The 17,673-nt window shown below is 51.2% G+C and carries 16 protein-coding genes and 1 other RNA gene; 9 read left to right on the plus strand and 8 right to left on the minus strand.

Annotation, left to right across the window (positions count from 1 at the left end; all coding sequences use genetic code 11):
- Positions 1–164 precede the first annotated feature (164 nt).
- An RNA gene (gene ffs / locus MON40_RS08735) (signal recognition particle sRNA small type) lies at positions 165–261 on the plus strand.
- 148 nt (positions 262–409) lie between these two features.
- Here ffs and MON40_RS08740 read toward each other — a convergent pair.
- From MON40_RS08740 to folB, 3 genes are all read right to left on the minus strand, one after another.
- Positions 410–1,291: a DMT family transporter gene (locus MON40_RS08740; protein ID WP_003760017.1), complete on the minus strand. Its 882-nt coding sequence runs from the start codon at positions 1,289–1,291 to the stop codon at positions 410–412.
- 139 nt (positions 1,292–1,430) lie between these two features.
- Positions 1,431–1,964, minus strand: coding sequence for an NUDIX hydrolase (locus tag MON40_RS08745; protein ID WP_003760014.1), 534 nt, complete (start codon positions 1,962–1,964; stop codon positions 1,431–1,433).
- A 157-nt stretch (positions 1,965–2,121) separates the two neighbouring features.
- Positions 2,122–2,472 (minus strand): dihydroneopterin aldolase, encoded by a 351-nt coding sequence (folB, locus tag MON40_RS08750; RefSeq protein WP_003762738.1) that lies wholly within the window; start codon positions 2,470–2,472, stop codon positions 2,122–2,124.
- Between the two features lie 57 nt (positions 2,473–2,529).
- Here folB and plsY point away from each other — a divergent pair, with 57 nt between their 5' ends.
- From plsY to MON40_RS08780, 6 genes are all read left to right on the plus strand, one after another.
- Positions 2,530–3,141 (plus strand): glycerol-3-phosphate 1-O-acyltransferase PlsY, encoded by a 612-nt coding sequence (plsY, locus tag MON40_RS08755; protein ID WP_003777818.1) that lies wholly within the window; start codon positions 2,530–2,532, stop codon positions 3,139–3,141.
- A 156-nt stretch (positions 3,142–3,297) separates the two neighbouring features.
- Positions 3,298–4,749 carry a patatin-like phospholipase family protein gene (locus MON40_RS08760; protein WP_039862895.1) on the plus strand — a complete coding sequence of 484 codons (1,452 nt, stop codon included), beginning with the start codon at positions 3,298–3,300 and terminating at the stop codon, positions 4,747–4,749.
- A gap of 67 nt (positions 4,750–4,816) precedes the next feature.
- Entirely contained in the window at positions 4,817–5,560 is a 744-nt protein-coding gene (locus MON40_RS08765; protein WP_003777814.1) for an epoxyqueuosine reductase QueH, read from the plus strand.
- 146 nt (positions 5,561–5,706) lie between these two features.
- Entirely contained in the window at positions 5,707–6,930 is a 1,224-nt protein-coding gene (gene pncB, locus MON40_RS08770) for a nicotinate phosphoribosyltransferase (protein ID WP_003777811.1), read from the plus strand.
- A gap of 209 nt (positions 6,931–7,139) precedes the next feature.
- A protein-coding gene (locus MON40_RS08775) for an IS630 family transposase (protein ID WP_242925872.1) occupies positions 7,140–7,987 on the plus strand; the annotation gives its coding sequence in 2 pieces (ribosomal slippage) (positions 7,140–7,455 and positions 7,455–7,987; 849 coding nt in all).
- A 100-nt stretch (positions 7,988–8,087) separates the two neighbouring features.
- Entirely contained in the window at positions 8,088–9,329 is a 1,242-nt protein-coding gene (locus tag MON40_RS08780; RefSeq protein WP_003777808.1) for an NAD(P)/FAD-dependent oxidoreductase, read from the plus strand.
- Between the two features lie 184 nt (positions 9,330–9,513).
- On the opposite strand, the gene MON40_RS08785 is transcribed toward MON40_RS08780, so the two are convergent.
- Entirely contained in the window at positions 9,514–9,660 is a 147-nt protein-coding gene (locus MON40_RS08785; protein WP_003777806.1) for a hypothetical protein, read from the minus strand.
- Between MON40_RS08785 and MON40_RS08790 the strand changes: the two genes are divergently transcribed.
- On the plus strand, positions 9,648–10,178 hold the full coding sequence (locus MON40_RS08790) for a hypothetical protein (protein WP_003777804.1): 531 nt from the start codon (positions 9,648–9,650) through the stop codon (positions 10,176–10,178). The two genes, MON40_RS08785 and MON40_RS08790, sit on opposite strands and share 13 nt — an antisense overlap.
- Positions 10,178–11,392, plus strand: a complete 1,215-nt coding sequence (locus MON40_RS08795) for a beta-ketoacyl-ACP synthase (protein WP_003777802.1) — start codon at positions 10,178–10,180, stop codon at positions 11,390–11,392. Before MON40_RS08790 ends, MON40_RS08795 begins: the two co-directional genes overlap by 1 nt.
- A 281-nt stretch (positions 11,393–11,673) precedes the next feature.
- On the opposite strand, the gene MON40_RS08800 is transcribed toward MON40_RS08795, so the two are convergent.
- The 4 genes from MON40_RS08800 to MON40_RS08815 form a co-directional block, all read right to left on the minus strand.
- Positions 11,674–12,042, minus strand: coding sequence for a hypothetical protein (locus tag MON40_RS08800; RefSeq protein ID WP_003777800.1), 369 nt, complete (start codon positions 12,040–12,042; stop codon positions 11,674–11,676).
- Positions 12,043–12,147: 105 nt separating this feature from the next.
- Positions 12,148–13,764, minus strand: a complete 1,617-nt coding sequence (locus MON40_RS08805; protein WP_003777798.1) for an NAD(P)-binding protein — start codon at positions 13,762–13,764, stop codon at positions 12,148–12,150.
- A gap of 85 nt (positions 13,765–13,849) precedes the next feature.
- On the minus strand, positions 13,850–15,640 hold the full coding sequence (locus tag MON40_RS08810) for a hypothetical protein (protein WP_003777794.1): 1,791 nt from the start codon (positions 15,638–15,640) through the stop codon (positions 13,850–13,852).
- A gap of 100 nt (positions 15,641–15,740) precedes the next feature.
- Positions 15,741–17,591, minus strand: coding sequence for a hypothetical protein (locus tag MON40_RS08815; protein ID WP_003777793.1), 1,851 nt, complete (start codon positions 17,589–17,591; stop codon positions 15,741–15,743).
- Positions 17,592–17,673 lie beyond the last annotated feature (82 nt).

The following is a 17,673-nucleotide window of genomic DNA, read 5'->3' on the forward strand; positions in this document are numbered from 1 at the left end:
TTCCGATGTTTTTCAACGGAAAAGGCGAAAAATGTTTCAATAGGAATAATTTTCAAAAAGGCGGATATTGTTGACAATTTAAAGGTAAAAAGACTTTTCAGACGACCTTTGATGCAGCCGCGCTTGAGTTTTCCCGTAAAACAGTTATAATGCCACTCTCTTACGGCGGGTCTCCCCGCATGGTAATTCGGAACAACGGGTCAGGGGCGGAAGCCAGCAGCCCACTCCGATGCGTCAGTGCCGGGGGTCTGGCTCGCCACCCTATTAAAAAACACCGAAGATTAATTGGTCTTCGGTGTTTTTGCTTTTGCAGAATCCGGGATTGGGAAAAGGTCGTCTGAAAATCTATTGAATGCACCTACTCGAATAACGGCAAGTCATCGCATCCGTTTGTGACGGTAAGGCAACATCAAGCATTTTTCTCGTTGGCACGCCCTAAGTAAATAGCAATCAGGGTCAACACGGCGCCGCTCCATTGGAGGGCGTTGATCGGTTTATCCAACCCAAAATAGTCTATCAGCAAGGCGGCGACGGGTTCGGAGAGCAACAGCAGTCCGGTCAGCGAGAATGATAATAAGGGAATGGCGTAGGCTATCATGCCCCATGCGAAACACTGCATCACCGCGCCGTAAATCAATACCAACCCAATATCGCGCATGGTGGCGGGATAGAGGGCGTGGCTGTCAAACAATATGGACGGGATGATGAGGGATAACGCGCCGCCAAAGCTCAAAATCATCATCATCGGGAACAGGGAGGTTTTCTCGATTTGGTGGGTTTTGTGGATACACACCATAGACAATGCGAGCATCCCGCCCGAAGTGATGCCGCTGATAAAGCCCCAGACGGCGTTGCCGTTGTGTCCGAACTCAGGGCTGCCGATAAGGGCGACGCCGCTGATGGCGAGAATGAGGCTGAACATTTGCGATTTGCTCAAGCGTTCGCCGAAAAAGAAGAAACCGATGGCGGAGAGGAAAAATATCTGCAAGCTGTTGAGCAAGGTGGAAATACCGGGGCCGACGGCGTGTATGCTTTCGTGCCACAGCGACAGGTCGAATGCCAAAAACACGCCGGAGAGCATGGCGGTGTAGATGGCTTTTCTGCTTTTGGGCAGCTTTTGCCCAAAGAGGCGCGACAGCAGCCAAAAAATCACTGCCGCTATCGCCAGCCGCCAAAATGCGATAGCGTAAGAGCCGACGTCGACAAATTTGACAATCAAGCTGCCCAATCCGAAAACGACGCAGCCGACGACCAGCAAAGGGGCGGCATGCGAATGATGCGGCTTATTCATAACGTTCTCTATTCTCTTTGTTTTATAGTGGATTTGAAATCGTCGGTTTTATAGGTATTGCTCTCCAGCCGGTTTGCAGAAAGGTCGTCTGAAAACGTGCAACCTGCTTTTCAGACGACCTTTTTACATCCTTTTCACATCAATCCTGCATCAGCCAATATTGCAGGCCGATTAGGGTTTTGCCGTCTTTGATTTCGTTGTGTGCCAAAGCGGTGCGGGCTTCTTCCTTGCTCATCAGGACGGTTTCGGTGATTTCGTCTTCATCGTTGCTCAGAGTGCTGCCGAGGCGCACGCCTTCTGCTTGGTAGAAGTACATTTTTTCGTCGCAGAAGCCGATGGCGGTGTAGAAGCTGCTGATAAGTTTGACGCGGTCGGCGGTGTACGGGGTTTCTTCCGCCAGCTCGCGCAGGGCGCATTCGGCGGGATCTTCGCCTGCATCGAGTTTGCCGGCGGGCAGCTCGAGCGTGGCAGCGTCTGCGGCGTAACGCCATTGGCGCACGAGTACGGCTTTGCCCTCTTCGGTAACCGCTAAAACGCAGGCCGCACCGGGATGGCGGATGACGATGCGCTGGCTTTCGTTGCCGTTGGGCAGGCGGACTTTGTCGCGGTTGATGGTAACAAATGAGCCTTGATAAATCGGCTCGCTGCTGAGTTTGGTTTCTTTCAAATCCATTTGCGTGTTCTCTTTGTAAAGTTTGATACGGGGTCGTCTGAAAATCGGGAATGGGTTTTAACTTCGTTGAAGCCGAGCTTTCAGACGACCTCTTGAGTCATGAAAAGGCTCGTCTGAAAGGGAGCGAAGCGGGTTTCGCTAAACCGTTTGTACTGCTTTAAACCCTGCTGCGTTCGATTTCAATGCCGACTTCTTTGACATCGGGCAGGATGCCGGGCTTGATGATTTTGACGCGCACACTCAACGCGCCGAAGTTGTCGAGAATCAGCTTGGCGATGTGTTCCGCCAATGATTCGAGCAATAGGAAACTTTGTTCGGCAAGGCTTGCCCTGACGGCTTCGCAGACTTCGCCGTAGTGGACGGTATTGCCGATGTGGTCGTCTTGACCGCTTTGTTCGGGGATGCCGATGTCCAAGTCCAAAATCAGGGTTTGGGGGCGTTCGCGTTCCCAGTCGTACACGCCGATCAGGGTGTCCGCCTTCATGCCGCGTAAAAAGATTTTGTCCATTTGCCTGCCTGTTTTTTTTGATAAAATGAGCGTCCCATTTTAAGTAAAGCATCTGAAATGTTCAATGTATCCGCCGTTATCGCGGCTTATTTAATCGGTTCGCTGTCGTTTGCCGTCATTGTTTCCAAATATTACGGCATGGACGATCCGCGCACTTACGGCTCGGGCAACCCCGGCGCGACCAATGTTTTGCGCAGCGGCAAGAAAAAGGCGGCGGCGCTGACTTTGCTGGGCGACGCGCTCAAAGGTTTGGTTGCAGTGATTTTGGCACGCTGTCTGCAAGATGCTTTGAATCTGTCGGACATCGCCATAGCGGCGGTTGCCGTTGCCGCGTTGGTCGGACATATGTGGCCGATATTTTTCGGCTTCAAAGGCGGCAAGGGCGTGGCAACGGCTTTGGGCGTATTGCTGGCGCTTTCTCCCGCGACAGCTTTGGTTTGCGCGGCGATTTGGCTGGTAATGGCGTTCGGCTTTAAAGTGTCCTCGCTTGCAGCACTCGTCGCCACCGTAGCCGCGCCGCTCGCCGCCTTCTGGCTGATGCCCTACCCTTCTTGGGCTTGGGCGACCGTCATCATCGCCGTGCTGGTGTTGTACCGCCATAAAAGCAATATCCAAAACCTGCTTCAAGGCAAGGAAGGAAAAATCGGAGACAAGGCAGATAAATCCTGATTTTGTTTTTCAGACGACCTGTCCGATTACGGAATGAACCAAGGTCGTCTGAAAACCTTCCAATCTACGCTGCGGCATTACCTTAACCTGCCGCACGGTATCGAAAACCGATTTAATCCATTATAATCAAGCTCTTTGGTTTCTTATCCGACTTCCATGTTGAAACGCCCGTTCAAAACCGTTCTGACCGCCTTTACTTTGGCCGCACTGTCTGCCTGCTCGCTGGTCAAATATCAGCCTGTCGCGACCATCAATAAAATTGATATGAACCAAGGCTATCGTTTTGAAACCAGCCAGTTTCAGCGCGAAGAAGACGACACCTTCATCATCCTGATGCTCTCCGGCGGCGGCACGCGCGCGGCGGCGTTGGGCTACGGCGTATTGGGGCAGCTTCAGCAGCAAAAAGTCAGCATCGGCGGCAAAAGCAAATCGCTGATGTCCAACGTCGATTTGGTGGTCGGCGTATCCGGCGGCTCCGTCCTCGCCGCCTACTTCGCGCTCAAAGGCGAAGAAACCATCCCCATGTTTTACAAGCGTTTCCTTCACCAAAACTTCCAACGCCAAGTCGTCAAACAAGCCTTCTCCATGACCAACCTGCCCCGCCTCGCCTCGCCCGAATACGGACGCGGCGACCTCTTGCAGGAGCAGTTTGAAAACCACCTTTTCGGCAAAACCACCTTCCGTGATTTGGAAAAATACGGCAAAGGCCCGTTCGCCATCATTTCCGCCACCGACATGGGCGCGGGCGAACGCCTGAACTTCACGCAAGAATACTTCGACCCCATGTGTCTCGACTTGGGCGGTTTGCGCCTTGCCCGTGCCGTCGCCGCTTCCAGTGCAGTGCCGATGGTGTTTGCCCCGATTACCCTCAACAACAACGGCGGCAACTGCGGCTACACCCTGCCGCCGCAACTGCAAATGACCGGCCTCGAATCGCAAAAGCAGCAAAACGCCACTTATCAAGAGTTTAAAAACAGGTTCAACAAATACAGCGACAGCAAAACCCGCCCTTACATCCACCTGATAGACGGCGGACTGACCGACAACCTCGGCATGCGCAGCCTCTTGGACATGACCGAAATCTATCCCGACAAAGTGTTGGAACAACAAATCCGCAGCCGCAACCTGCGCCACATCGTCGTCATCAGCGTCAACGCCCAAAACCAAATCAGCAGCAATATGGACAAAACCGCCGCCGTACCCGGATTCCGCGACGTCGTTACCGCCATCGTCAACATCCCCATCGACCAATACACCCAAGAATCCCAACGCCGCTTCCGCGCCTTTGTCGACAAGCGCAACGAAGCCAGCCGACAAAACGGCGACGGAATCAGCTTTTCCTTTGTCAGCCTCAACCTCAAAGACCTGCCGCCCTCCGCGTTGCGCGACAAAGTGTTGAACATCCCCACCAGCTTCTACCTCCCGCCCGAAGACGTGGACAACCTGCGGACCGCCGCGGCAGAGCTGATGAAACAGTCCCAAGACTACCAAAAACTGCTGCACGAATTTGCCGCACACCCCAACCCCGAAAGCATCTTCGCCGAGCCGCCGCCACCCGACCCCAAAGACGGCAAGGCAGCCAAAAAACAAAACAAACCCATCCCATAACGACATTTCAGACGACTCATAAAACCCAAGAGGTCGTCTGAAACACCACAAACGGAACACCACGATCATGAACGACAAAACCAGCCCCATTGTTACCGACATCAACCGCCCCGTCCTCGTCCCGCCCAGCGGCCATAAAAAAGTCCTGCTGCATTCTTGCTGCGCCCCGTGCAGCGGCGAAGTCATGGAAGCCATGCTCGCCAGCGGCATCGACTACACCATCTACTTCTACAACCCCAACATCCACCCGCTCAAAGAATACATGTTGCGCAAAGAAGAAAACATGCGCTTCGCCGACAAATTCGGCATCCCCTTCATCGACAAAGACGACGACTACGAAAACGACCGCAAAGAATGGTTCGCCAAAGCCAAAGGTATGGAATTCGAACCCGAACGCGGCATCCGCTGCACCATGTGTTTCGACATGCGTTTCGAAAAAGCCGCCCAATACGCCCACGAAAACGGCTTCCCCGTCTTCACCAGCTCGCTGGGCATTTCCCGCTGGAAAAACATGGCGCAAATCAACGACTGCGGCCACCGCGCCGCCGCACCTTACGACGACGTCGTGTATTGGGATTTCAACTGGCGCAAAGGCGGCGGCAGCGCGCGCATGATCGAAATCAGCAAACGCGAACACTTCTACCAACAAGAATACTGCGGCTGCGCCTACTCCCTGCGCGACTCCAACGCCCACCGCAAATCGCAAGGCCGCATCCCCATCAAACTCGGCGTGCTGTACTACGGCGACGAATCCACACAATACGAACCCTCGCCTGACGGACAGACAGCCAAAATCGTTGTGGACAAATAATTGATGTCGGTTTTATATGAAGAAAAAGGTCGTCTGAAAGATTTCAGACGACCTTTTCAGCATTTCCCCGTTCAAAAAAAGTAACACCCGTCCGTCTAACCGTGTTCTAATAATGCTTTACATTTACGCTGAACGAGAGAAAAGCCATGACCGCACCTCAAACGCCCGTTATCCGCTCCCTGCTCGACACCGACCTGTACAAGTTCACCATGCTTCAGGTGATACTGCACCAATTCCCCCAAACCCACAGCCTTTATGAATTCCGCTGTCGCAACAAAGACATGGTTTACCCGCTTGCCGACATCCAAAGCGACTTGGAACGAGAACTCGACGCACTCTGCCAACTGCGTTTCACCCACGACGAACTCGATTACCTGCGCAGCCTGCGCTTCATCAAAAGCGACTTTGTCGATTATCTCGAACTCTTCCAACTCCAACGCCGCTTCGTCAAAGTCAGCCCCGATTCAGAAGGTCGTCTGAATATCCGCATCGAAGGGCCTATGATTCAGGCGATGTTCTTTGAAATCTTCATCCTCGCCATCGTCAACGAACTCTACTTCCGCCGTCTTGAAACCCCCGCCGTCATTGAAGAAGGCGAACGCCGCCTCCAAGCCAAAGCGCAACGCCTCAAAGAAATCTCCGCCGCGCAAAACCCCGATGATCCGCCATTCCTCATCTCCGACTTCGGCACCCGCCGCCGCTACACCCGCGACTGGCAGGAACATGTCATCCGCACCCTGCTTGAAGCCGCCCCCGACATCGTGCGCGGTACCAGTAACGTTTATCTCGCCAAAAAAATCGGCATCACCCCCATCGGCACGATGGCGCACGAGTTCCTCCAGGCTTTCCAAGCCCTCGACGTGCGCCTGCGCAACTTCCAAAAAGCCGCCCTCGAAAGCTGGGTACACGAATACCGCGGCGACCTCGGTATCGCGTTGACCGACGTGGTCGGCATGGACGCATTCCTGCGCGACTTCGACCTTTATTTCGCCAAGCTATTCGACGGTCTGCGCCACGACAGCGGCGACCCCTATGTATGGGGTGACAAAGCGCATGCCCACTACAAAAAACTCAAAATCGACAGCCGCACCAAAATGCTGACCTTCTCAGACGGTCTGGACATCGAACGCTCATGGGCGTTGCACCAATATTTCAAAGACCGTTTCAAAACCAGCTTCGGTATCGGCACCAACCTCACCAACGACATGGGCCATACCCCGCTGAACATTGTTTTGAAACTTGTCGAGTGCAACGGTCAATCCGTCGCCAAACTCTCCGACTCTCCAGGCAAAACCATGACTACCAACAACACCTTCCTCGCCTATCTGCGTCAGGTGTTTGACGTTCCCGAGCCGAAGGCGGAGGATTGATTAACTGAAAAACGGCAAAAGGTCGTCTGAAAACCTTGATTCGAGGTTTTCAGACGACCTTTTTATCAGACAAATTGACAACAAAACCATCCATGCCAAGCCGCAATCCGCCCTATCCCGATATAGGGCTGTTGTCGTTTATGCAACCATTTCATCTTATAGTCAATTAAAAATAAAATAGTACAATACTCAACTTTGAAGGTCTAACCATGGCATACTCTGCGGACTTAAGAAACAAAGCTTTAAACTATTACGAACAATGCAAAAACATCAGCCAAACCGCAGCAACGTTTAACTTGTCAAGAAACACGCTTTACCTGTGGATTCGCCTTAAAAAGCAAACAGGCAGCCTAAAACATCAAGTCACCGGTCTAAATGCCGTCAAATTGGATAGGCAAAAACTGGCTCAATATGTTGAGCAACACCAGGATGCCTATCTACATGAAATCGCCAAACATTTTGATTGTACGCCAGCCGCCGTTTGCTATGCACTCAAACAGATGGGGATGACGCGCAAAAAAAGACCACCACTTACAAAGAACAAGACCCGGCCAAAGTGACGCATTATTTGACACAGCTGGCCGAATTTCCCGACTACCAACGTGTTTATTTGGATGAAACAGGATTTGACCGCTACCTGTTCCGCCCCTATGCCCGCAGCCCGAAAGGGCAAATAGTGAAAGCGCAGATAAGTGGAAAAAGATACCGACGCTTATCTCTGGTGTCCGCACAAGTCGGCAACCGGCTGATTGCTCCGATGGTTTATCAAAATACGATGACCGGAGTCTTTTTTGAAGCGTGGTTTCAGCAATGCCTACTGCCCGCATTGACTCAAAAATCGGTGATTATTTTAGATAATGCGCGATTTCACCGTATGGGTGTCTTACGGGAAATGGCGGAAAAATGGGGACATAAGGTATTGCCTCTTGCACCTTATTCACCTGAGCTCAACCCGATTGAGAAGGTGTGGGCGAATATTAAGCGGTATCTGCGAACCGTATTGTCTGATTACGCCCGATTTGACGATGCGTTACTGTCCTATTTTGATTTTAATTGACTATAGTCATGATGTCGCCTTTAAAATTCATTTCAGATAAGTCTATTAAGGAGTAAAATAGCGCCCGTTTTATTTTGTTATGTTTTGAAAGTATATTTAAATGTCCGCACCTCAATTCGATGTCGCCGTGATCGGCGCAGGTCCTGCAGGCTCGGTAGCATCCGCCCTGCTTCACAAAACAGGTTATAAAGTCTGCGTATTGGAAAAACAGCACTTTCCACGCTTCGTCATCGGCGAAAGCCTGCTGCCGCACTGCATGGAAATGCTGGAAGAAGCCGGATTTGCCGACGCCGTACACGCCGAACCCAGCTTTCAGTTTAAAAACGGCGCGGCGTTTTCATGGGGCAGCCGTTATACCGAATTTGATTTCACTGATAAATTTTCAGACGGTCCCGGCACGGTTTACCAAGTGCGCCGTGGGATTTTCGACAAAATCCTGATTGACGAAGCCGCCAAACAAGGCGTGGAAGTACGTTTCGGACACGGCGTGACCGCGTTCGACAACAGCGGCGACCTTGCCCGTTTGAGCGTGGAAGCCGACACAGGCGAGAGCTATGAGCTGACCGCGAAATTCGTATTGGACGCCAGCGGCTACGGCCGTGTGCTGCCGCGCCTGCTGGACTTGGAAACACCGTCGCACCTGCCGCCGCGCCAAGCGCATTTCACGCATATCGACGACAACATCACCCACCCGAAATTCGACCGCAGCAAAATCCTGATTACCACCCACCCGCAACACCGCGACGTATGGATTTGGCTGATTCCCTTCGGCGACAACCGCTGCTCCATCGGCGTAGTCGGCACGCCCGACGTACTCGCGGGCGAATCGGAAACCGTGTTGAAAAAATTTGTCTACGAATGCCCGATGCTGAAAGAAATTCTGGACAAAGCCGTCTGGGAAAACGACTTTCCGTTCCGCTCCATCCAAGGCTATTCCGCCAATGTGAAATCGCTGCACGGCAAGCATTTCGCGCTGTTGGGCAATGCCGCCGAGTTCCTCGACCCCGTGTTCTCATCAGGCGTCACCATCGCGCTGCACTCCGCCAAACTCGCCGCCGACCTGTTGGCAAAACAGCTTGAAGGCGGTGCGGTGGACTGGGATGCCGAATTTGCCAAACCGCTGATGATCGGTGTGAACGCGTTCCGCACTTACGTCGACGGCTGGTATGATTTCCGCTTCCAAAACGTCGTGTACGCACCCAACCGCAGCCCTGAAATCAGCCGCATGATTTCTTCCATTTTGGCAGGCTACGCATGGGATACTGAAAATCCGTTCGTAGCAAAATCCGAACAGCGCCTGTCCACGCTGGCGGCTTTGGTCGGCGATCTGAAAATCGAATAAAGGGGCAACCGACGCCCTTTCGCAACCGCTTCCACCCCGGTACGCCAATCGTTGTCCACCGGGGCAAGCTGTTTTATAGTGGATTAACTAAATCAGGACAAGGCGACGAAGCCGCAGACAGTACAGATAGTACGGAACCGATTCACTTGGTGCTTCAGCACCTTAGAGAATCGTTCTCTTTGAGCTAAGGCAAGGCAACGCCGTACTGGTTCAAAGTTAATCCACTATACATTTTCAGACGACCCCTGAAAGGTCGTCTGAAATACTGTCCGACATCGGTTACAATACTTCCTTCCTCCGCACCGACAAAGGAACCCCATGCGATTTCCAAGCCTAGCCCTTGCCGCGCTGACCCTCAGTGCCTGCGCCCTTTCCCCCTCGCTGCCCCATCCGCAAACCCTGCCGACGCTTGAGCAATCGGGTTTGTGGTTCAAGCTTGAGCAGACCGACGCTTCGGGCAATGCCGCCCAAACCAGCCTACTGGCGGTCGAGCAGTTGCCGGAGGGCATCCGCTTCGTGCAGACCGACGCGCTGGGTGCGCCCGTATCGCGCCAGTTTGTCGGCACAAAAGGCTGGAAAAACGACGGCTTTATCATGCCCAATTCCGCTTCGCGCCGCCTGTTTGCCGCGCTGCTGCCGCTGCTTGCCGCCGACCGCGCCGCCGAGCTGTATCCCGAAGTGGAACAAAAAACATTCGAACACAACACATTCTGCCCCGACGGCAACGGCGCGGTATTCCGTTATAAAGAACAAGATTTATGGTGCGTCGCGCAAGATAACGGACGTTTCGTGATTGCCTTCCCCGACAAAACCCGTTGGACCGTCAGCCCGATCAAAGAAGAAGAATAATGAAATCCCCTGTTTATCTCAGCCGCCCCGCCGTAACCAGCGCGCTCGGCAGCGGCCTGCAAACACATATCGACGCGCTGCTGGCGCCGTTTGAAACTTCGCCGCTGACGTTTTCCGACCAATGGGTCAAGGGCAAAACCTTCGCATTCGGCGCAGTAAGCGAAACGCTGCGCCTGCTGCCCGACAACCTGCCCGCCGCATACCGCAGCCGCAACAACCAACTGCTGTGGCACGCGCTGGAACAGATTGAAGACGACATCCGCGCCGCCGTCCGCCGTTACGGCGCGGCGCGAATCGCCGTCATCATGGGCACGTCCACCAGCGGCGCAGATGAAAATATGCCTTTGTTCCAACACGTTGCCGACGGCGGCAGCTGGACGGACAAACCGTTCAACCAGCTTCAACACGAAATGGCATCGCCTTCGGAATTTGTTGCACACGTTTACGGCATTCACGGCCTGTGCTACGCCGTTTCCACCGCCTGCACATCGGGCGCGCGTGCCTTAATCAGCGCGGCTCGGCTGTTGCGTGCGGGTTTGTGCGACGCGGTTATTTGCGGCGGCGTCGATACCCTGTCGCCATTGACCATTAACGGTTTCGCTTCGCTGGAAGTGCTTTCAGACGACCTTGCCAACCCGTTTTCCGCCAACCGCAACGGTATCAATATCGGCGAAGCCGCCGCCGCCTTCGTCATGACCCGCGATGCCGATTTCGGCGGTACGATGCAGCTGTTGGGCCACGGCGCAAGCAGCGACGCTTATCATATGTCCTCGCCCCGCCCCGACGGTTTGGGTGCGGCGCAGTCTTTTCAGGCGGCGCTGAAAAATGCCGGGTTGCAGCCGCAGGACATCGGCTGGATTAATCTGCACGGCACCGGCACGAAACACAACGACAGCATGGAAAGCCGCGCCGTCGCCGAAGTGTTCGGCAGCCAAACCTTCTGTACTTCGACCAAGCCGCAAACCGGACACACGCTCGGCGCCGCCGGTGCCATCGAAGCCGCATTCGCCTGGGGCATCGCCGACCGCGGCTGCAACCCGCAGGGCAAACTGCCGCCGCAACAGTGGGACGGCATCCCCGACCCCGAACTGCCCGCCATCGCCCTGACCGACGGCAACAGCGTATGGTCGTCTGAAAAACGCATCGCCGCCAGCTCGTCTTTCGCCTTCGGCGGCAGCAACGCGGTATTGATTATTGGAGAATCAGCCGAATAAACCGCTTCCGGCTTTGCCTCAACGATATAATGGATTAACTAAATCAGGACAAGGCGACGAAGCCGCAGACAGTACAGATAAGTACGGAACCGATTCACTTGGTGCTTCAGCACCTTAGAGAATCGTTCTCTTTGAGCTAAGGCGAGGCAACGCCGTACTGGTTTAAATTTAATCCACTATAAAAAGGTCGTCTGAAAACAGTTTTGGGTAACTGTTTTCAGACGACCTTTTCCCTTACTGCGGCCAAACCCGCCCAAGCATGGTTCGGCTTGACGTTTATCCTAATTGGCTGCGTTGACGCACAAAGAATCAATCTTGCCCGCGCGCGGGAAGCGGATGGTGTAGCGTCCTTTTTGGTTGATTTCGGCAAAGCTGAAGCGGTCTTCAGGCGTATCGCCGTCCGCGCCCACTTCCAAAGCAACGCGTTTGCCTTTCGGGTCTTTCACGACCACATTAGGGCTGACGGGCGCGAATGAAAGCATCAAACCATTGTCTTCCGTCACCTTAAAGCTGTACACCTCGCCGCGTTTGACCTTCATAGGTTGGTCGATGCAGCCCGTTTCATTCAAGGGCAAATTTTTTTCCGCATAAGCAAAAGCGGTGCTGCCCAAGCCCAAAGCAAGCATCAGGGAAAAACTCAGAGATTTCATACGGTTTCCTTTGAGATTTAAATATTCAAACGAAGCGGGATTATAGCACTGATTATTTGGCATCCGCGCTAGGCGAGACGAAAAATAATCCAACCAACATAAAACTCAACCATCCCTCCGTTCCAACACCTTCCTCGCCGCTTCCACGCCCCAATACAAGGCTTCTTCGAATACCGAATAGCCGCTCAAATCGCTGTGGGCAAACAGCAATCCTGACGCACGGTTTCTGATTTCTAACAAAGATTCGTCGTTCAGATAACCGACTTTCGGTACGCTCATGCCGTGTCCGCGCACCGTAACATCGACGTGTGAAACGTGTTGCCAGAAGCCTTCTCCGTAGGCGGCGATCAAGTCTTTGGCGGCCAAGTCGCGCAGTGCTTCGTCGGAGGCTTCGAGCAGTTGGCGGCGGACGGCTTGCGGAGTGTCGTGGTTGAGCGCGGCGTAGGCGGTGAAGATGGTGCGCTCGGGGCGGGCGACGCGGATGAGCTGGTTGGTGGCGACGACGTAGCCGAGTCCTTGACTGCCGTAGATGACGTTATCCCACGCCGTTTCGCTGTTGTTTTTTTCTTTCGGGAAACCGTGCAGCTCGAAATTGGCGACCAACCACGGGGCGTATTCGGGAATGTTCAAACCGTATTGCGCGGGATTTTCGACGATGCGGGCGGCGACCATCAACGGCATGGCGGAGATAACGTGTTGCGCGGTCAGGGCAACGGTTTCGCCGCTTGAATTGTTGCGCAGCCAAACTTCGATACGGTCGTCTGAAAGCGGTTTGATTTTGACGGCGGATGCGTTGACGGAAGCGGGTTTGTCGAGGCGGATGCGGTTTTCAGACGACCATTGCCAACCTTCCTGCAAACCGGCATAGCGGCGCAGGTTTTCGGAAAGGTGCGCCAAACCTTCGGGCCAAGTCAGGACGGTTTCCGCGCTGTTGCGGGCGGCGAAGTAATGCAGTCCGGCAAAGGCGGATACTTGCGCCATGCCCTGTCCGTAATCGTCGCGGCAGCAGTAATCGAGATACCACAAGAGTTCGGGCGAGGTGTAGCCTTCTTGCGTAAGCCATTGTTTAAACGTCAGGCTATCGAGTTTGCGCCACGTTTCGTCTGCCGATGACAGGGCTATCGGAATAGCAAAAATCTTTTTGTCGTCGCTGCCGTAAGCCTGTTTCAGACGACCGATTAAATCAAAAAATCGTTTGGAATCAGCATCTTCTTTCGGCAACAGGTGTTCCTGCCATTTATCCTGATACAGAAGGCGCGACTCGGGCGCGTAAACTAAATCGGTTTCCCTGAAGCTGCCGTCCGATTGCAAGATACCAAAATCCGCCAGCATCTCGCGCACATACGCACTCTCTTTCGACGGCAAGGCAAGATAATGCGCGCCGCTCGGCGCTTGCAGGCCGTCTGAAGCAGTGTAGGCGGCATTGTTGCCGTTGCGCTCGAATCCTTCCGCCAGCAATACATCACGATGACCGTGTTTCGCCAAATACCACAACGCCCCCAAACCCGCCGCGCCGCCGCCGAGTATCAGCGTATTGCATTCGTAACGGCGGCTCGGAGGACTGAGCAATTTCCCGTCGCGCAACAAATGCCCCAACGGCAGCCCGATGCGGTTGACGGAAACCGGCGGTTTGCAGTTGAGGCGGTTGTAAGTCAGCCAAGAGAAAGAGGACGCAGCGGCAAGCGCGGCGGTGTAACTGAGAAATTGACGGCGTGTCGGCATGGGGTTGAATGTCGGTTTAGGGTTCTGACTGGTCGTCTGAAAACATCAAGACGGTTTCAGACGACCTTTTGATGAAATGTTTCCATCAATTTTGTTTGACTGAGGATGCTTGTTGAAAACGTTTTTTATTAAGCAGGGTGCCAATGAAAAAATCAATTCGTTTCCCATCAAAAAATACAGCCCCTCGGATGTTTTTACATACCGGATCCCGCGAAACATACGAAAATCCATTATCCTCTTCTGAAACGTCTGATTCTTGAATGATGCCACTGATATTTTTGAGACATTGTCTATATACCGCTTCTCGTTTGGCATCGTCTTTCATCCACTCGTTGTACTGTTTTTCCTCTTTCTCCTGCAATACTAACCTGTAAAGTATCCCAATTCTTGGAAACTCTTCTTCATATTTGGCTTTTGAAATCGAGAGCTCTTCTACAGTCTGATCCTGAAATTTTTTAAAGAGCACACGGATATGTATCTGGCACGATACGCCTTTTACCCAGTTTATTGATGCCTTACCATTACTACAATGCTCTGCTTCTTCCGCAATCAATTCATCGATACTTTTTTTCTGCAACTCATCCTCTAGAGACTTGGTTTTGTCAGCAAGTACCTGTCCCAATGCGATGTCAATTAATACCGGCTCCCTCTCTTCCGTACCCAATGCATCAGTTACCATGCGCGAATGGTCTTCTTTCATGATACTTTCGAAGTCTTGCCAAGGTATTTGGGCATATTTCTGCGCCAAAATTTCTTTGATTTTTGCAACTTCAGGTGATTTTTCCAGCCGCTCCCATTCTGGCCGTTCCCCCTCTTTCTTTTTCAAATTTTGTTTGATCTGTTTTATCAGAATTTCTCTGTCAACAGCCTTGCTTAAATTTATAGGCAGCTCCAATTGCTCCATGACCCGATTCGCAATGGCGCATTCTGGATAAAACACATAATAGTAGGAAGAATCTTCGTGTTCGGATTCATCAACTTGGGTTACCGCCACTTTGTCCTTAAGTTGTTTAAAGCATCTTCTGTATTCAGCCTCGAGTTTGCTGTGGTCCAACATTAATGTCTTCTCAATGTTTTTCCAATCTGCCTCTGTGGCGGCGCGGTAGGCGGCTGTCAAGATGGGCGTGGGAATGTGCTTGCCATCGCTATATCCTAATTCTGTCTGAACGAGCTCAAATAATGTTTTTTCTGAGAATTTCTCTTTTAAAACATGATAATAAGCTTTACACAAAGGAATATGATCCCAAGCTTCCTTCTGACAGCTTTGCGGGATTTCTTTGGTCAGTGTTTCGATATTTTTTGTTTTCAATTCATTCAAAAACGGCTCCGCCTTATCTGCAAAGATGCGGTCTATGGCTTCTCTTTTAGCCCGTTCTTCCATCGAACTGTCGGCATTTATGGAGTGAACGGATTCTTGATGTAAAGCCTTGGAATAAAATGTTTTCCAATCTTCATCGGCATATTTCTTTTCCCATTCTGTTTTGAATTGCATGGCTTGCTTTTCAATTTTTTGATTAAGCGCTTCTTTTTCCGCATTTTCTTTCTGCCATTCATGGAGCGGTTCTGCGGAATCAACAGCCGTCCATGCGGCGAAACAGGGTAATAATTCGGTGTTGTCAGGGTTCAACATCAAAAGATCGTCGGGATACGCCGCAATCATTTGTCGTCCATCGACGTTTTCCATATCAACACCCGCCTTCTTGAACACATCGTCTTTCAAACATTGTTCTTTTTTAGTTTTGGCTTCGTCGAGATGCTGGAAATAATACACGCGGTCTTTGACGGGCGACGTGATGGGTGCCGAATTTGGCTGACTGATACATGCGCCTAAAGAGAGGGCGGATAAAGCGAGGATGGCGGAAGTGCGTAAGCGCATTGTTAGTTCCTTAGTCAGGATATTTTTAAAATTTAAGAATGAGGTCGTCTGAAAACATCAAGACTACGGTTTCAGACGACCTTTTGATGAAATGTTTCCATCAATTTTGTTTGACTGCGGATGCTTGTTGGAAACGTTTTTTATTAAGCAGCGTTTCAGTAAAGTAGTCGAAACGTGACTCTTCAACTGGAAGACTAGAGCTAAACGCTAGACATCCCGGCGCCCGCCTAGCATACGAAGAACCATTATCCTCTTCTGAAACATATGATTTTTCGATGATTCCACTGATATTTTTGAGACATTGCCTATATGCCGCTTCTCGCTTGGTATTATCATTGCTCAGTTCAAGGTATTGTTTTCTCTCTTTTTCATGCAATACCGAAGAGTAGGCTACGTAAACCAATAAAAACCCATCTTCATCTTTATTTTCATATTTATCTTTTGAAGCGGAAAGCTCTTCTAACGTCTGATTCTGAAATTTTTTTGAGAGAGCGCGGGAATATACTTTACATTGACTATCTGCTAACCAATCTATTTTTCCTTCATCGCGACAGCTGGCAGGAATTTCGGCAATCAGTTTATCGATGCTGTTTTTCGCCAATTCATCCACGAGAGGCTGGATTTTGTCAGTAAACACCTGGTTCAATGCTATGACCATTATCTGATGCTGCTTTTGTTTCTGCTTCGGTTTCTCTTCCGTACCCGAGAAAATGTCTGCCATATTCACCGGATAGTCTTTTTCTACGGTGCTTATGAAATTTTGCCAAGGTGTTTGGGCGTATTTCTGAGCCAAGATTGTTTTGGCTTGTGCGACCTCAGGCGTTTTTTCCAACTGCTTCCATTCTTTTTCGCTGTTTGCTTCCGTTTCCCGGGTTTGTTTGCCGAAATTGATCCAAACCGCGCTGTCAATAACCTTATTTAAATCAGTAGGCAGCTCCAACCTTTCCATGACTTGATTCGTAATAACGCATTCCGGATAAAGTTCTAAATAAAAGGAAGGTGTGAAATGTTCCGTGTTATTTATCTGGGACTCTGTTGCTGCTATTTTATCGCCGATTTTTTTAGTACATTGCATATATTCGGTATTGAGTTTGCGATAGTCCAGCATTAATGCTTTATCCATTTTTTCTAAACTCTCCTCCACCGCAGAACGGTAGGCAGCCGACAAAACAGGAGCAGGCAGATGCTTGGCGTCGTTATATTGTTTTTCCATACCCGCCAATTCGGATAATGTTTTTTCTGAGAATTTGTCCTTTAAAACATAATAATAGGCTTTACACGAAGGAATAAGATCCCAAGCTCCCTTACGACAGCTTTGTGGAATTTCTTGGGCCAATGTTTCAATGTTTTTTGTTTTCAATTCATTCAAGAACGGCTCTGCCTTATCGACAAAAATGCGGTCGATGGCTTCTCTTTTGGCCCGATCTTCCAATCGGTTTTTTCTATTCCGCGCTTGAACAGATTCTTTACGCAAAGCCTCGGGATAGAATGTGTTCCAATCTTCATTGGCGTATTTCTTTTCCCATTCGGCTTTGAACTGGCTGACCTGCTTTTCAAATTTTTGATTAGTCGCTTCTTTTTTCGCATTTTCCTCCTGCCATTTGCGCAGTGGTTCTGCAGCATTGTTTGCCGTCCATGCGGCGAAACAGGGGGATAATTCGGTGTTGCCAGGATTGAGCATCAAAATATCGTCGGGATACTCCGCAATCATTTGTCGTTCATCGGCGTTTTCCATATCAACGCCCACCTTTTTAAACACGCCGTCTTTCAAACATTGTTCGTTTTTCGCTTTGGCTTCGTCGAGATGCTCGAAATAATAGATGTAGTCTTTGGCGAACGGGTTGATGGGTGTTGATGATGAAGAACTGGTGGATGCCGAACTTGGGTTGCTGATACACGCGCCTAAAGAGAGCGCGGATAAAGAGAGGATGATGGAAGTGCGTAAGTGCATTTTGGTTCCTTGATGTTCTTAGTGAGAATATTTTTGGGGGTTTTAAAATGAGGTCGTCTGAAAACAGATTGAGACTGTTTCA

The organism is Neisseria macacae ATCC 33926 (genome assembly GCF_022749495.1).
Classification (GTDB): Bacteria; Pseudomonadota; Gammaproteobacteria; order Burkholderiales; family Neisseriaceae; genus Neisseria; species Neisseria macacae.

What these genes read in the sequence shown, in the direction of transcription:
- MON40_RS08740 (WP_003760017.1), bottom strand. Translation starts at nt 1,291, where the DNA reads ATGAATAAGCCGCATCATTCGCATGCCGCCCCTTTGCTGGTCGTCGGC.
- MON40_RS08745 (WP_003760014.1), bottom strand. Translation starts at nt 1,964, where the DNA reads ATGGATTTGAAAGAAACCAAACTCAGCAGCGAGCCGATTTATCAAGGC.
- folB (WP_003762738.1), bottom strand. Translation starts at nt 2,472, where the DNA reads ATGGACAAAATCTTTTTACGCGGCATGAAGGCGGACACCCTGATCGGC.
- plsY (WP_003777818.1), top strand. Translation starts at nt 2,530, where the DNA reads ATGTTCAATGTATCCGCCGTTATCGCGGCTTATTTAATCGGTTCGCTG.
- MON40_RS08760 (WP_039862895.1), top strand. Translation starts at nt 3,298, where the DNA reads ATGTTGAAACGCCCGTTCAAAACCGTTCTGACCGCCTTTACTTTGGCC.
- MON40_RS08765 (WP_003777814.1), top strand. Translation starts at nt 4,817, where the DNA reads ATGAACGACAAAACCAGCCCCATTGTTACCGACATCAACCGCCCCGTC.
- pncB (WP_003777811.1), top strand. Translation starts at nt 5,707, where the DNA reads ATGACCGCACCTCAAACGCCCGTTATCCGCTCCCTGCTCGACACCGAC.
- MON40_RS08780 (WP_003777808.1), top strand. Translation starts at nt 8,088, where the DNA reads ATGTCCGCACCTCAATTCGATGTCGCCGTGATCGGCGCAGGTCCTGCA.
- MON40_RS08790 (WP_003777804.1), top strand. Translation starts at nt 9,648, where the DNA reads ATGCGATTTCCAAGCCTAGCCCTTGCCGCGCTGACCCTCAGTGCCTGC.
- MON40_RS08795 (WP_003777802.1), top strand. Translation starts at nt 10,178, where the DNA reads ATGAAATCCCCTGTTTATCTCAGCCGCCCCGCCGTAACCAGCGCGCTC.
- MON40_RS08800 (WP_003777800.1), bottom strand. Translation starts at nt 12,042, where the DNA reads ATGAAATCTCTGAGTTTTTCCCTGATGCTTGCTTTGGGCTTGGGCAGC.
- MON40_RS08805 (WP_003777798.1), bottom strand. Translation starts at nt 13,764, where the DNA reads ATGCCGACACGCCGTCAATTTCTCAGTTACACCGCCGCGCTTGCCGCT.
- MON40_RS08810 (WP_003777794.1), bottom strand. Translation starts at nt 15,640, where the DNA reads ATGCGCTTACGCACTTCCGCCATCCTCGCTTTATCCGCCCTCTCTTTA.
- MON40_RS08815 (WP_003777793.1), bottom strand. Translation starts at nt 17,591, where the DNA reads ATGCACTTACGCACTTCCATCATCCTCTCTTTATCCGCGCTCTCTTTA.